Below are 12,879 nucleotides of genomic sequence, written 5' to 3'. Positions count from 1 at the left end.
CGGCGTCGCCCGCAAGGCTCCCCGGCCGCGACCCTTCAGGACCGCAAGCCATGAGCGACATGACCCCCCGCGAGATCGTCCAGGAACTGGATCGCTATATCATCGGCCAGGACGACGCCAAGCGTTCCGTGGCCGTCGCCCTGCGCAACCGCTGGCGCCGGCGCCAGCTGCCCGAGGCCCTGCAGCCCGAGGTCACGCCCAAGAACATCCTGATGATTGGCCCTACCGGCGTCGGCAAGACCGAGATCGCCCGCCGTCTGGCAAAGCTGGCGAAGGCGCCGTTCATCAAGGTCGAGGCGACCAAGTTCACCGAGGTGGGCTATGTCGGGCGCGATGTGGAATCGATCATCCGGGATCTGGCCGAAAATGCGATCAAGCAGCTGCGCGAGGAAGAGATGCAGCAGCATCGTGGTCAGGCCGAGGACGCCGCCGAGGAGCGCATCCTCGATGCCCTGCTGCCGCGGCCGCGCAACGCCGGTTTCACCGAGTCCGGCGACGACGCGGCCAACAACGAGACCCGGCAGAAGCTGCGCAAGCGTCTGCGCGAGGGCAGTCTGGACGAGCGCGAGATCGACATCGAGCTCCAGCAGCAGGGGCAGAACGTCGAACTGATGACACCGCCCGGCATGGAAGAGATGGCCAGTCAGCTGCAGTCGATGTTCCAGAACATGGGCGGGCAGAAAAGTCAGCAGCGGCGCCTTAAGATCGCCGATGCCCGGCGCCTGCTGGTGGACGAGGAAGCCGCGCGCCTGGTCAACGAGGAGGAACTCAAGGTCAAGGCGATCGAGCGGGTCGAGCAGAGCGGCATCGTGTTCCTCGACGAGATCGACAAGGTCGCCAAGGGCAGCGAAAAGAGCGGCTCGGATGTCTCCCGCGAGGGCGTGCAGCGCGACCTGCTGCCGCTGATCGAGGGCACTACCGTGTCGACCAAGCTGGGCATGGTGCACACCGACCACATCCTGTTCATTGCCTCCGGCGCGTTCCACCTGAGCAAGCCGTCGGACATGGTCCCCGAGCTCCAGGGCCGGCTGCCGATCCGGGTGGAACTGGAGCCGCTGTCGGTGGAGGCCTTCGTGCGCATCCTGACCGAGCCCACGGCCTCGCTGACCGAGCAGTACGTGGAGCTGATGAAGACCGAAGGCGTCAGCGTGGAATTCCGCGACGAGGGCGTGCAGCGTCTCGCCGAGATCGCCCACGACGTCAACGCGCGCACCGAGAACATTGGCGCCCGGCGGCTGCACACCGTGCTCGAACGCCTGCTGCAGGATGTGGCGTTCCGCGCCCCCGACATCCCGGAACCGGTCGTGATCGACCGCGCGTTCGTCGACGAACGCCTGAGCGACCTGGCCGAGGACGAGGACCTGTCGCGCTACATCCTGTAGCGCCCCAACCCCGGAGCCCGTGCCGGGGTATGCCCGTCGGGGTGCGCGGGCTGGTATCCTCGCCGGCGGCAGTGATTCCGGGGCCGCCCTGGCGGTCCCGGGCGTTCCCATCGTCCCGGGCAATCCGGGCGCCGCACGTCGGAGGCCGCATGAGCAGTACGCAACGACCCACGGACATCCAGCTGCACCAGAAGTCGCGCATCCTCGAGCTGCGCTATGCCGACGGCTCGCATTTCGAGCTGCCCTGCGAGTTCCTGCGGGTGTATTCGCCGTCGGCCGAGGTGCGCGGGCACGGCCCCGGACAGGAGGTGCTGCAGGTCGGCAAGGAGGACGTGAACATCACCGCGATCGAGCCGGTCGGCAATTACGCAGTCAAGCTGGTGTTCTCCGACGGCCACGATACGGGCATCTACGACTGGGATTACCTCTACAAGCTGGGTACGGAACAGGAGCGTCTGTGGCAGGATTACTTGGAACGGCTGCATCAGGCCGGTCACGAACGCCGCACCCACTGACGCAAGAAGACTCATGAACGACGACGACCCCGGCAAGACCCACTTCGGCTACCAGACCGTTTCCGAATCCGAGAAGACCGAGCGGGTCGGACAGGTGTTCCACTCCGTGGCTTCCCGCTACGACGTGATGAACGACCTGATGTCCATGGGCATCCACCGCGTGTGGAAGCGCTACACCGTGGAACGCGCCGGGGTGCGGCCCGGCATGCGCATCCTCGACCTGGCCGGCGGGACCGGCGATCTCGCCAGTGCGTTCGCGCCGCGGGTCGGACCGAAGGGCCAGGTCGTGGTCTGCGACATCAACGCCTCCATGCTGGAGGCCGGGCGCGACCGGCTGATCGACGAGGGCCGGGTCGGCAACATCGACTACGTGCAGGCGGATGCCGAAGTCCTGCCGTATCCCGACGAGTCCTTCGACCGCATCACCATGGCCTTCGGCCTGCGCAACGTGACCCGCAAGGAAAACGCCCTGGCGGAGATGCGCCGGGTGCTCAAGCCCGGCGGTCGGGTGCTGATCCTGGAGTTTTCGCAGCCGGTGGCGCCGCTGCGGCCGGCCTACGATGTCTATTCCTTCAGGCTCCTGCCGCTGATGGGGCGTCTGGTCGCCAATGATGCGGATTCCTATCGCTATCTGGCCGAATCCATCCGCATGCACCCGGATCAGGAGACCCTGGCCGGGCTGATGCGCGATGCCGGCCTGGAACGCGTCGAATACGACAACCTCACTGGCGGGATCGTCGCGCTGCACCGTGCCACCCGCCTGTAACCCCGGGAGCCGCCACCGATGTCCGAGCCCGCCGCCCTGCCGAGCCCCGTCACCGCTCTGGTCGAGACCCTGCTGAACGAGCTCCTGGAGGCCGCCCCGCCCCACGCGCGCGAACGCCTGGCCGGACGCGCGGTGGCCATCGTGGTCGAGCCGCCGGGGGTCGCGTTCAGTCTGGTGGGTGCCGCTGACCGCCTGCAGGTGATCGGCGGGGTGGACGAACCCGTGGATGCCCGCGTGGCCGGCTCGCCATTGTCGCTGGGGGCGGCCATGACCCGCGACGACCGCAGCGGCCTGGAAATCACCGGGGATGCCACCGCACTGTCGGATCTGCAGCGCGCGCTGGGCGAGGCCGAGCATGACTGGGCGGCGCTGTTCGAGCGGGTTGCCGGCGCCGGTTCGGCCGGTCCGCTGCAGGACCTGTTCCGGCGTGTGACCGGCGGCCTGCGCCATGCGGCCACCCGCTCCGCCGAGGATGTGGCCGATTATGCCCGCGACGAGGCGGGCTGGCTGCCGCCGTCCGGGGCCTTCGAGGCCTTCAGCGAGGACGTGGCCCGCCTGCGCGACGATACCGCCCGGCTGGAGGCGCGCCTGCGGCGTCTCGAATCCGGAGACGCCTGACACCCATGCGACGCAGCTTCTACCAGGGTCTGCGGCTGTGGACCATCGCCCGGGTCCTGGTGCGCTACCGGCTGGACGTCATCCTGTTCACCCTCAAGCCGCTGCGTCCGCTGAGTTTCCTGCTCTATCTCGCGCCGTGGAACTGGTTCCGCCGCACCCGGGGCACGCGGGGCGAACGCATCCGCCGCGCGCTGGAGGACCTCGGGCCGATCTTCATCAAGTTCGGGCAGATGCTGTCGACCCGCCGCGACCTCCTGCCGGACGACATCGCGGTGGAGCTGGCGCGCCTGCAGGATCGTGTCCCGCCGTTCCCCGCCGACCGAGCGCGCGCGGTGATCGAGGCCGAGCTGGAACGCCCGGTGGACATCGCCTTTGCCGAGTTTTCCGATACCCCGCTGGCCTCGGCCTCCATCGCCCAGGTCCACGAGGCGCGGCTGCAGGACGGCCGCGAGGTGGTGGTGAAGGTCGTGCGGCCCGGCATCCTGAAGACCATCCGCGCGGACCTCGAGGTGATGCACACCATCGCCGCGCTGGCGGATCGCTACTGGAGCGAGGCTCGGCGGCTGCGCCCGCGCGAGGTGGTGGACGAGTACGAGAAGACCGTCACCGACGAGCTGGACCTGATCCGCGAGGGCGCCAACGCGGCGGCCATCCATCGCAATTTCGCCGACAGCCACCTGCTCTACATCCCGGAAATCATCTGGGACTATACCCGCCAGAGCGTGCTGGTGATGGAACGCATCGAGGGCATTCCGGTGGCCGACGTGGCCGCCCTGCGTGAACGCGGGGTGGATCTGCGGCTGCTGGCGGAGCGCGGCGTGGAGATCTTCTTCACCCAGGTGTTCAAGCACAACTTCTTCCACGCCGACATGCACCCGGGCAATATCTTCGTCGATGCCACCCATCCCGACGACCCGACGTACCGCGCGGTCGATTTCGGCATCGTCGGCTCGCTGCTGGACTCCGACCAGCGTTACCTCGCGGAGAACTTCTACGCCTTCTTCAACCGTGACTACCGGCGCGTGGCCGAGCTGCACGTGGAATCCGGCTGGGTCCCGAAGGACACCCGGGTCGACGAGTTCGAGGCGGCGATCCGGTCGGTGTGCGAGCCGATCTTCCAGAAGCCGCTGGACGAGATCTCCTTTGGCCAGGTGCTGATGCGGCTCTTCCAGACCGCGCGGCGCTTCGACATGGAGGTCCAGCCGCAGCTGGTGCTGTTGCAGAAGACCCTGCTGAACATCGAGGGCCTGGGGCGCCAGCTGTACCCGCAGCTGGACCTGTGGACCACCGCCAAGCCGTTCATCGAGCAGTGGATGCACGAGCGCATGGGGACGCGCGCCTTCTTCCGCAGCGCGCGCGAACACCTGCCGCGGCTGCTGGCCCATCTGCCGGAGCTGCCGCTGCATGTGGAGAAGGCGCTGACGGTGGAGGAGCAGCGGGCCGAACGCGATGCCGCGCTGCGCCAGCAGATCCGCGAGCTGGAGGACGGTCTCGGTCAGCAGGACCGGCGCCGGCGCGAGGGCCTGGCCGCGCTGGGGCTGCTGGTGGTGGCGGGCCTGAGCCTGCAGCTGGACGTGCCCGAGTGGCTGGGGCTGGCCTGGCCGGCCTGGCCCGCGGGGATCCTGGGGCTGGGGCTCTTGCTGTTCAGCCTGCGGCCGCTGCCGCCGCGGCCGCAGCACTGACCCGGCCGGCTCCGTTCCTGGCCCGGATTTCAGCCCAGCAGGCCGCGCAGCACGTAGAAGAACAGGATCGCCAGGATTGCGCCGGCCGGCAGGGTCACGATCCACGACATGAAGATCATGCGTACCAGGCGCAGGTCGATCGCCGCGATCCCGCGGGCCAGGCCCACGCCGAGGATCGCGCCCACCAGGGTATGGGTGGTGGAGATCGGCAGGCCGGTGCCCGAGGCCAGCACCACGGTGGCGGCCGCGGCCGCCGTCGCGGCATAACCGCGGCTGGGGGTCAGCTGGGTGATCCCGGTGCCCACCGTGGCGATCACCTTGTGGCCGTAGGTGAACAGGCCGAACACGATCCCGAAGCCGCCCAGCAGCAGCACCCACATCGGCACCAGCGTCTCCGGATCCACCTCGCCGGTCTGGATCACGTCGACCACCGCGGCCAGCGGCCCCACCGCATTGGCGACGTCATTGGAGCCCAGGGCAAAGGCCATGGCGCAGCCGGTGACCACCATCAGCACGCCGAAGACCTTCTCGACGTCACTGAAGTGCGAGCCGTTTTCATCCGGCGGGGTCTCTTCGAAGCGCAGCCGGCGGATGGCCAGCATGCCGGCCGCCACCACGCCCAGGCTGATCAGGATCGCCAGGCTGTAGCTCTGTACCGTGGTCAGGTTCAGGCCGACATGGGTGAGGCCCTTGAACATGGTCACCAGGGCGGTGACGAAGGCCGTCAGGAAGATGTACAGCGGTGCCCAGCGTCGGGCGTTTTTCAGCGGCTTGGCGGTATCCAGGATCAGCAGCTGGATGCTGCGAAACAGGGCAAAGGCGATCGCGCCGCCGATCATCGGCGACAGCACCCAGGACATCGCGATCGTGCCCACCCGTTCCCAGCGCACTACCTCGAAGCCCAGGCCGACCACGGCAAAACCGATGATGGCGCCGATGATGGAATGCGTGGTCGAAACCGGCCAGCCGAAATACGACGCAACCATCAGCCAGGTTCCGGCGGCCGCCAGGGCCGCCAGCATCCCGAATACCAGCAAGTCCGGACTGTCCGCGAGCAGCTCGGAATCGACCATTCCGCTGCGGATGGTCTGGGTCACCTCGCCCCCGGCCAGCCAGGCACCGGCGAACACGAAGATCCCGGCCACCACCACCGCCTGGCGGATGGTCAGGGCGCGCGAGCCCACCGAGGTGCCCATGGCATTGGCCACGTCGTTGGCGCCGATGCCCCAGGCCATGAACAGACCGAAGATGACCGCGAGGGCGAGCAGCACAATGCCGTATTCCATGCCGTCTCCCGAGCCTCGTTTTGTGTCGGGTGGTTACTTGGCCAGCATCAGCTGCAGGCGGCTGCCCACGCGCTGTGCCAGGTCGGCGAGATCGCCAATGGAGTCGATCACGCGATACATGAACATCACGTTCACCGGCGGCAGCTCCGTCTCCCGGGCAAACAGCATTTCGCGGACCTCGCGCTGGGCGTCATCGGCCTCGTGCTCGAGGCTGTCGAGCTTCTGCAGGATGCGGTTGACGACCTCGACCTCGTGGCCACGGAAACCCGCTTCCACCAGTTCGTCCAGTTCGTTGACCGCACGCCCCGCCTGGTCGACGGTGTCCACGCTGCGCTGCAGGAACCGCTGCACGGGCTCCTGCATGTCGTCGGGGAAACGCATCTGGCGGCCCAGCATCAGCCCGGCGATGTCCTTGGCCTTGTTGGCGATCTGGTCCTGGATGAGGAGGGTGTCGAGGACGTCGCGGCGCGACATGGCGAGCATCAGCCCCTTGGGAAGGTGCAGACGCAGATCCTTCTTCAGGCGGTCGGCATCGTGTTCGAGCTCGACAATGCGCTCCTGATGGGTGCGGGCCGCATCCCAGTCTTCGCGATCCACCGCCTGAATGAACAGCGGCAGTTCCGCGATACAGGAACGGACCTTGTCCATGTGCGCCTGCAGCGGGCGCACCGGGGACCGGCCGAACAGCTCGAAGACAAAGTTCTTGGGGCTCATGGCGGCGCGAAGAGTGTCACAGACCTTTAATCTAGCGCAAACGGCCCCGCCGTGCTTACCGGGCGGCTCTGCGTTACACTCGGATGTGAGCTGGGGGTGCCCCGTTGTCGCGAGCGACGAGGGGGCTGAGAGAGTCCCCTTGAACCTGAACCGGTTGATACCGGCGGAGGGAAGCTCGGTCAACGATCTGCTGTACCCGGGGGTTCCGTCCCCGCGATCGCCCTGCCCGCGCTCCCTCTGCCCCGTGCGACAGCAGCAGAGGTCCGATCATGAGCGCCATCCCCGAGTCGTTTGCCCGCAAGACCGCCGAGGTCTCCGCCGAGGTTACCCGTCCGTTCCCGAACTCCGAGAAACGTTACGTCCAGGGTTCGCGCGCGGATCTCCGCGTGCCGTATCGCGAGGTCGCGCAGACGCCGACGATGACCTCCGGCACGCCCGAGGAGAACCCGCCGATCCCGGTCTACGACACCTCCGGCCCCTATACCGACCCCGAGGCGAGCATCGACCTGACCCGCGGGCTGGCGGACCTGCGCGGTGCGTGGATCGACGAGCGCGCGGACACCGAGTGGCTGGACGGCCCGAGCTCGGAGTACGGCCGCGCCCGCGCCGCCGATCCGGAACTGGCCAGCCTGCGCTTCGAGCACATCCGCCCGCCGCGCCGCGCGAAGTCCGGGGCGAACGTCTCGCAGATGCACTACGCCCGCCAGGGGATCATCACCCCGGAGATGGAGTTCGTCGCCATCCGCGAGAACAACCGCCTGCAGGAGATGCGCGCCGACCCGCGCTACACGAAGCTGCTGCGGCAGCACGCCGGCGAGTCCTTTGGTGCCTCGATTCCGGAAGAAATCACCCCCGAGTTCGTGCGCGACGAGATCGCCCGCGGCCGCGCGATCATCCCGGCGAACATCAACCACCCGGAACTGGAGCCGATGATCATCGGCCGCAACTTCCGCGTGAAGGTCAACACCAACATCGGCAACTCCGCGGTCTCCTCCTCGATCGAGGAGGAGGTCGAGAAGCTCGTATGGTCCGCGCGCTGGGGTGGCGACACCCTGATGGACCTGTCTACCGGCAAGAACATCCACGAGACCCGCGAGTGGATCCTGCGCAACTCGCCGGTGCCGATCGGCACCGTGCCGATCTACCAGGCGCTGGAGAAGGTCGACGGCAAGCCCGAGGACCTGACCTGGGAGCTGTTCCGCGACACCCTGATCGAGCAGGCCGAACAGGGCGTGGACTACTTCACCATCCATGCGGGCGTACGTCTGCAGTACGTGCCGCTAACCGCCGACCGCGTGACCGGCATCGTCTCGCGCGGTGGCTCGATCATGGCCAAGTGGTGCCTGGCGCATCACCAGGAAAACTTCCTCTACACCCGTTTCGACGAGATCTGCGAGATCATGCAGGCCTTCGACGTCTCGTTCTCGCTGGGCGACGGCCTGCGCCCCGGCTGCCTGGCCGATGCCAACGACGCCGCCCAGTTCGGCGAGCTGGAGACCCTGGGCGAGCTGACCCAGAAGGCCTGGGAACACGACGTGCAGGTGATGATCGAGGGCCCCGGCCACGTCCCGCTGCAGAAGGTGAAGGAGAACGTCGACAAGGAGCTGGAGGACTGCTTCGAGGCGCCGTTCTATACCCTCGGCCCGCTGGTCACCGACATCGCCCCGGCCTACGACCACATCACCTCCGGCATCGGCGCGGCCAATATCGGCTGGTACGGCACCGCGATGCTCTGCTACGTGACGCCCAAGGAGCATCTGGGCCTGCCCAACAAGCAGGACGTGCGCGACGGCATCATCACCTACAAGATCGCCGCCCACGCGGCCGATCTCGCCAAGGGCTTTCCCGGCGTGCAGCTGCAGGACAACGCGCTGTCCAAGGCGCGCTTCGAGTTCCGCTGGGAGGACCAGTTCAACCTGGCGCTGGATCCGGAGCGCGCGCGCGAATTCCACGACGAGACCCTGCCCAAGGACGCGCACAAGGTCGCCCACTTCTGCTCCATGTGCGGCCCGAACTTCTGCTCGATGAAGATCACCCAGGACGTGCGCGACTATGCCGCGGCCCAGGGTCTGTCGGAGCAGGAGGCGCTGGAAAAGGGCATGCAGGAGAAGGCCGTCGAGTTTGTCGACAAAGGCGCGAAGATCTACCGCGAGGTGTGAGCCACCGATCCCCCCACCGCGTCCGCACCGCCGTACCGGGGCATCGTCGGGCGCCCCTGCCGGCGTGTACTGGCGGCTTGACGCCGCGGGGCCGCTTCGGTAGGAAGAGGGTCCATTGTCCGTCGGCTTTTCCCGGTGCGGGCGATCACTCACGGCCGAGGTCCTCACCATGCTGCGTATCCGAAACCTCCCGGTGCTGTTTCTCGTCCTGGCCGTTGCCGGTGCCGGCTCCGTCGCGCTGGCCTTTGAGCGCGGCGATCCCGGGGACGTGGCCGTGCGCTCGGCCGAGCTGCGCGAGGCGCCCGGACATCTGACCGCGATACGCGGGCATCTTGATTACGGGACCCGGGTCGAGGTGCGTGACCGCCGCGAGGGATTCCTGCGGGTGCGCAGCGAGGCCGGCGAGGAGGGCTGGCTGCACCTGTCCGCGCTGAGCCGGGATCCGGTGATCCTGACGGAGGACGGGGACGACGTTGAACGCGACGCGGACCGCGACGAGATCGCGCTGGCCGGGCGCGGATTCAACGAGGAGGTGGAGGAGCGCTATCGCAGTGAGCGCGGCCTGTCCTTTGCCCCGGTCGACCGGATGGAAGCCGGGGGAGCGGATCCCGAGGATCTGAGGGCGTTCCTCGAGCAGGGCGAGCTGCATCTGCCGGGGGGTGAGTGATGCGAGTACGCAATGGATCCTGCCTGCTGCTGCCGGTGTTCCTGGTGCTGTCGCTGGCGCTGCTGGCGGGTTGCCGAACGGTCGCTTCGGTGGGTGCGGAGCTGGGGACCCGGACCGGCGTGCTGGATGCGCGGCAGGCCGAAAGCCTGCGCCAGACCGGCGAGCTGGCGGAGCGCAGCATGGAGGATTTCACCCCGGAGCAGGAATATTTCATCGGCCGCGCCGTGGCGGCCCGGGTGCTGGAGGACTACGCGGTCCTCGATGACCCCGCCGCACAGGCGTACCTGAACAACCTGGGCGGGGTCCTGGCCCTGCACTCGGAGCGCCCGACTCTCTACCAGGGCTATTCCTTCCGCCTGCTGGATTCCGACGAGCTCAATGCCTTTGCCACCCCGGGCGGGCATATCTTCATCACTCGCGGCATGGCCCGGCTGGCGCAGACCGAGGACGAACTGGCGGCCATACTCGCGCACGAGATCGCCCACGTGCAGGAGCGCCACGGCCTGCAGGCGATCCGCAGCTCGCGCGTGACCGCGGCGCTCACCAGTGCGGCGCTGACCGGGGCGCAGCTGGCGGGGGACGATGATCTGCGCGAGCTGACGGACATCTTCGAGGACTCCATCGACGACATCACCCGGACCCTGTTCGTGAACGGCTATTCACGCGAGTTCGAGCGCGAGGCGGACGACGGGGCGGTGGCCATCCTCGAGCGCACCGGCTATCGCCCCGAGGCGCTGAGCCGCGTGCTGGAGCGCATGGATGACGAATGGAATCCGCAGGGCCCCGGATTCGCCCGTACCCATCCATCGCCCTCCAGTCGCATCGCGGAGCTGGGGCTGGAGCCGGCGGAGTCGCGCAGCACAGCCCGGGCCAAGCGGTTCTCGCGATTCCGCACGGCCCTCTGACCGCTCCCCCGGATGTCCGCAAACTCCCGCTCCGGAGGCCGTTTCCGGCGGGCCCTGATGACCGGGCTGCTGGCGGTCCTGCTGGCCCTGGTGGCGCAGCAGTCGGGATGGCTGGACGGGCCGGAGCGGGCGGCCTACGACCTGCAGGCGCGTCTGCTGGCCGGCCTGCTGGCTCCGGGCGGTGATGACGAGGTCGTGCTGATCCTGGTCGACGAGCAGAGCCTCGAGTGGGCGCTGGACACGCAGGGCCAGGGCTGGCCGTGGCCGCGTGAATACCCGGCGGTGATCGCTGATTTCGCCCGCCGGGCGGGGGCCGCCTCGCTGACCTTTGATGTGCTGTATACCGACGACTCCGGCTTCGGCGTGCATGACGATCGCCGCTTTGCGCGGGCCGCCGCGGATTTTGGTCCGACGGTGTTCGCCGCGCTGTACGGCGAGGAGGCTGCCCGCCACGACCGGTTCCCGCAGGACGCGCCCGTGTCGTCCGCGACGGTGGAAGTGGAAGGGACCGGGGGCGACCCCTTCCCCGCGTTTTCCCGCGCGACCTTCCCGGTGACCGAGCTTGCGCAGTCGGCGGCGCGCATGGGCAACGTGCACATTACCCCGGATCCCGACGGGGTCTACCGCCGGCTCCCGCCGGTGACTCGCTTCGACGGGGAGCTGGTACCCGGGCTGGGGCTGGCGGCCTTTCTCGCGGGATCGGAGGAGCCGCCCGGTTTGCGGCTGGAGGACGACGGCCGGGCGCTGCGGGTGGGTGAACGGCATGTGCCGCTGGACCCGGATGGCCGCCTGATCCTGCGCTTCGAGCGGCCGGGCGCGGAACGTACCCGGCTGCGGGCGGCCGCGGTCATCCAGAGCGAACTGCGGCTGGCGGCCGACCCCGAGGCCGACCCCGGCACCGACACGCCGGTCGACCCTGCAGAACTCGAAGGGCGGCATGTGATGGTGGGGCTGTCGGCGGCCGGGCTGTTCGACCTGCGACCGCTGCCGCTGGATCCGCGTGCGCCCGGCGTGGAGTTCCACGCGACCATGCTGGAGAATCTGACCACGGGGAATTTCATGCGCGAGGTCGACGCCACCCGGGCGCTGGTGCTGGTCGGTCTGCTGGCCTTTCTGCCGGCGTTCCTCGCCGGGCTGGGGCGCAGCAGTGCGAGTACGGCCCTGGCCATTGCATTTGCCCTGGTGGCGCCGGTGCTGCTGTCCGGCTTTGCGCATGCCGGCGGGGTCTGGCTGCCGCTGGCCGTGCCGCTGGTGGCCGGGCTGACGGGGACCGTGGGGGCCGCGGTCTACAACTATGCCCGCGAGGGCCGTGAACGCCGCTTCATCAAGGCGGCCTTCGCGCAGTATCTCAGCCCGCAGGTGATCGAACGCCTGCTGGAGGAGCCCGACCGCCTGAAACTGGGGGGCGAGCGCCGCGAACTCACCATCTTCTTCAGTGATCTGGAGGGCTTCACCAGCCTCAGCGAGCGGCTGTCACCGGATGATCTCACGCGGCTGCTCAACGAGTACCTGACGGAGATGACCGACATCCTCACGGCCTGTGGAGCCACCATCGACAAGTACGAGGGCGATGCGATCATCGCCTTCTGGAACGCGCCGGTGGATGTCCCCGACCATCCGCGCCGGGCGGTGGAGGCGGCGCTCGAATGTCAGCGCCGGCTGGCGGCCATGGCGCCGCGCCTGCGCGGGCGGGCCGGACGCGATCTCGCGATGCGTATCGGCGTGAACACCGGCGAGGCGGTGGTCGGCAACATGGGGTCGCGTACCCGTTTCGACTACACCATGCTCGGTGACGCGGTGAATCTGGCCGCGCGGCTGGAGGGGGCAAACAAGGTCTTCGGTACGTACACCCTGATAGCGGAAAGCACCGTACGGAAGCTCCCCGAAACGCTGTATTGCCGCGAGCTGGGCGAGATCCGCGTGGTCGGACGGGCGCGCCCGGTGCGGGTCTACGAACCGGTCGCGCGGCTGGCCCTGGATGCGGCTCCCGAACGCTACCAGGTCTTCGCCCGGGCGCTGCAGACGCTGCGCGAGGGTCGGGTGGAGGAGGCGCGAGCGCTGTTCGCGAGCATTGCCGACCGGGACCCGCCCGCGGCACGCTACGTCGAACGCTGCACGCGATTGCTGGAACGGGGCGAGGCCGGCGACGGCGTCTGGGAACTCGACGCGAAGTAGCTGCGCCGCG

The 12,879-nt window shown here is 68.4% G+C and carries 11 protein-coding genes and 1 riboswitch; of the genes, 9 read left to right on the top strand and 2 right to left on the bottom strand.

The annotated features are described in order from the left end of the window. Window positions 1-50: 50 nt before the first annotated feature. The 5 genes from hslU (at window position 51) to ubiB (ending at window position 4,963) form a co-directional block, all read left to right on the top strand. Window positions 51-1,382, top strand: coding sequence for an ATP-dependent protease ATPase subunit HslU (gene hslU / locus G020_RS0103090; RefSeq protein ID WP_024328615.1), 1,332 nt, complete (start codon window positions 51-53; stop codon window positions 1,380-1,382). 149 nt (window positions 1,383-1,531) lie between these two features. Then, window positions 1,532-1,897 carry a gamma-butyrobetaine hydroxylase-like domain-containing protein gene (locus G020_RS0103085; RefSeq protein WP_018868852.1) on the top strand — a complete coding sequence of 122 codons (366 nt, stop codon included), beginning with the start codon at window positions 1,532-1,534 and terminating at the stop codon, window positions 1,895-1,897. A 13-nt stretch (window positions 1,898-1,910) separates the two neighbouring features. Next, window positions 1,911-2,663, top strand: a complete 753-nt coding sequence (ubiE, locus tag G020_RS0103080) for a bifunctional demethylmenaquinone methyltransferase/2-methoxy-6-polyprenyl-1,4-benzoquinol methylase UbiE (protein WP_024328614.1) — start codon at window positions 1,911-1,913, stop codon at window positions 2,661-2,663. A gap of 18 nt (window positions 2,664-2,681) precedes the next feature. Then, window positions 2,682-3,281, top strand: coding sequence for an SCP2 domain-containing protein (locus tag G020_RS0103075; protein ID WP_024328613.1), 600 nt, complete (start codon window positions 2,682-2,684; stop codon window positions 3,279-3,281). A gap of 5 nt (window positions 3,282-3,286) precedes the next feature. After that, entirely contained in the window at window positions 3,287-4,963 is a 1,677-nt protein-coding gene (ubiB, locus tag G020_RS0103070) for a ubiquinone biosynthesis regulatory protein kinase UbiB (RefSeq protein WP_018868849.1), read from the top strand. 29 nt (window positions 4,964-4,992) lie between these two features. Here ubiB and G020_RS0103065 read toward each other — a convergent pair whose 3' ends face one another. Then, window positions 4,993-6,249, bottom strand: a complete 1,257-nt coding sequence (locus tag G020_RS0103065) for an inorganic phosphate transporter (RefSeq protein ID WP_024328612.1) — start codon at window positions 6,247-6,249, stop codon at window positions 4,993-4,995. Between the two features lie 33 nt (window positions 6,250-6,282). After that, complete coding sequence (locus tag G020_RS0103060; protein ID WP_019022583.1) at window positions 6,283-6,963, bottom strand: TIGR00153 family protein; 681 nt, start codon at window positions 6,961-6,963, stop codon at window positions 6,283-6,285. Window positions 6,964-7,045: 82 nt separating this feature from the next. After that, window positions 7,046-7,152: riboswitch (TPP riboswitch) on the top strand. An 80-nt stretch (window positions 7,153-7,232) separates the two neighbouring features. On the opposite strand from G020_RS0103060, the gene thiC reads away from it, so the two are divergent. From thiC to G020_RS0103040, 4 genes are all read left to right on the top strand, one after another. Beyond that, the gene (thiC, locus tag G020_RS0103055) at window positions 7,233-9,122 is read left to right on the top strand and encodes a phosphomethylpyrimidine synthase ThiC (protein WP_024328611.1); all 1,890 of its coding nucleotides are present in this window, start codon (window positions 7,233-7,235) and stop codon (window positions 9,120-9,122) included. A 169-nt stretch (window positions 9,123-9,291) separates the two neighbouring features. After that, on the top strand, window positions 9,292-9,789 hold the full coding sequence (locus G020_RS0103050) for an SH3 domain-containing protein (RefSeq protein ID WP_029681193.1): 498 nt from the start codon (window positions 9,292-9,294) through the stop codon (window positions 9,787-9,789). After that, complete coding sequence (locus G020_RS0103045; protein ID WP_018947297.1) at window positions 9,789-10,694, top strand: M48 family metalloprotease; 906 nt, start codon at window positions 9,789-9,791, stop codon at window positions 10,692-10,694. Before G020_RS0103050 ends, G020_RS0103045 begins: the two co-directional genes overlap by 1 nt. A 57-nt stretch (window positions 10,695-10,751) precedes the next feature. After that, window positions 10,752-12,869, top strand: a complete 2,118-nt coding sequence (locus tag G020_RS0103040) for a CHASE2 domain-containing protein (protein WP_024328609.1) — start codon at window positions 10,752-10,754, stop codon at window positions 12,867-12,869. Window positions 12,870-12,879 lie beyond the last annotated feature (10 nt).

The organism is Thioalkalivibrio sp. ALR17-21 (assembly GCF_000420185.1).
Classification (GTDB): Bacteria; Pseudomonadota; Gammaproteobacteria; order Ectothiorhodospirales; family Ectothiorhodospiraceae; genus Thioalkalivibrio; species Thioalkalivibrio halophilus.
Note: the sequence above shows the minus strand (reverse complement) of the source record. Positions and strands in the feature narration are given on the sequence as shown.

What these genes read in the sequence shown, in the direction of transcription:
- G020_RS0103040 (WP_024328609.1), top strand. Translation starts at nt 10,752, where the DNA reads ATGACCGGGCTGCTGGCGGTCCTGCTGGCCCTGGTGGCGCAGCAGTCG.
- G020_RS0103060 (WP_019022583.1), bottom strand. Translation starts at nt 6,963, where the DNA reads ATGAGCCCCAAGAACTTTGTCTTCGAGCTGTTCGGCCGGTCCCCGGTG.
- G020_RS0103065 (WP_024328612.1), bottom strand. Translation starts at nt 6,249, where the DNA reads ATGGAATACGGCATTGTGCTGCTCGCCCTCGCGGTCATCTTCGGTCTG.
- G020_RS0103075 (WP_024328613.1), top strand. Translation starts at nt 2,682, where the DNA reads ATGTCCGAGCCCGCCGCCCTGCCGAGCCCCGTCACCGCTCTGGTCGAG.
- hslU (WP_024328615.1), top strand. Translation starts at nt 51, where the DNA reads ATGAGCGACATGACCCCCCGCGAGATCGTCCAGGAACTGGATCGCTAT.
- G020_RS0103050 (WP_029681193.1), top strand. Translation starts at nt 9,292, where the DNA reads ATGCTGCGTATCCGAAACCTCCCGGTGCTGTTTCTCGTCCTGGCCGTT.
- G020_RS0103085 (WP_018868852.1), top strand. Translation starts at nt 1,532, where the DNA reads ATGAGCAGTACGCAACGACCCACGGACATCCAGCTGCACCAGAAGTCG.
- ubiB (WP_018868849.1), top strand. Translation starts at nt 3,287, where the DNA reads ATGCGACGCAGCTTCTACCAGGGTCTGCGGCTGTGGACCATCGCCCGG.
- ubiE (WP_024328614.1), top strand. Translation starts at nt 1,911, where the DNA reads ATGAACGACGACGACCCCGGCAAGACCCACTTCGGCTACCAGACCGTT.
- thiC (WP_024328611.1), top strand. Translation starts at nt 7,233, where the DNA reads ATGAGCGCCATCCCCGAGTCGTTTGCCCGCAAGACCGCCGAGGTCTCC.
- G020_RS0103045 (WP_018947297.1), top strand. Translation starts at nt 9,789, where the DNA reads ATGCGAGTACGCAATGGATCCTGCCTGCTGCTGCCGGTGTTCCTGGTG.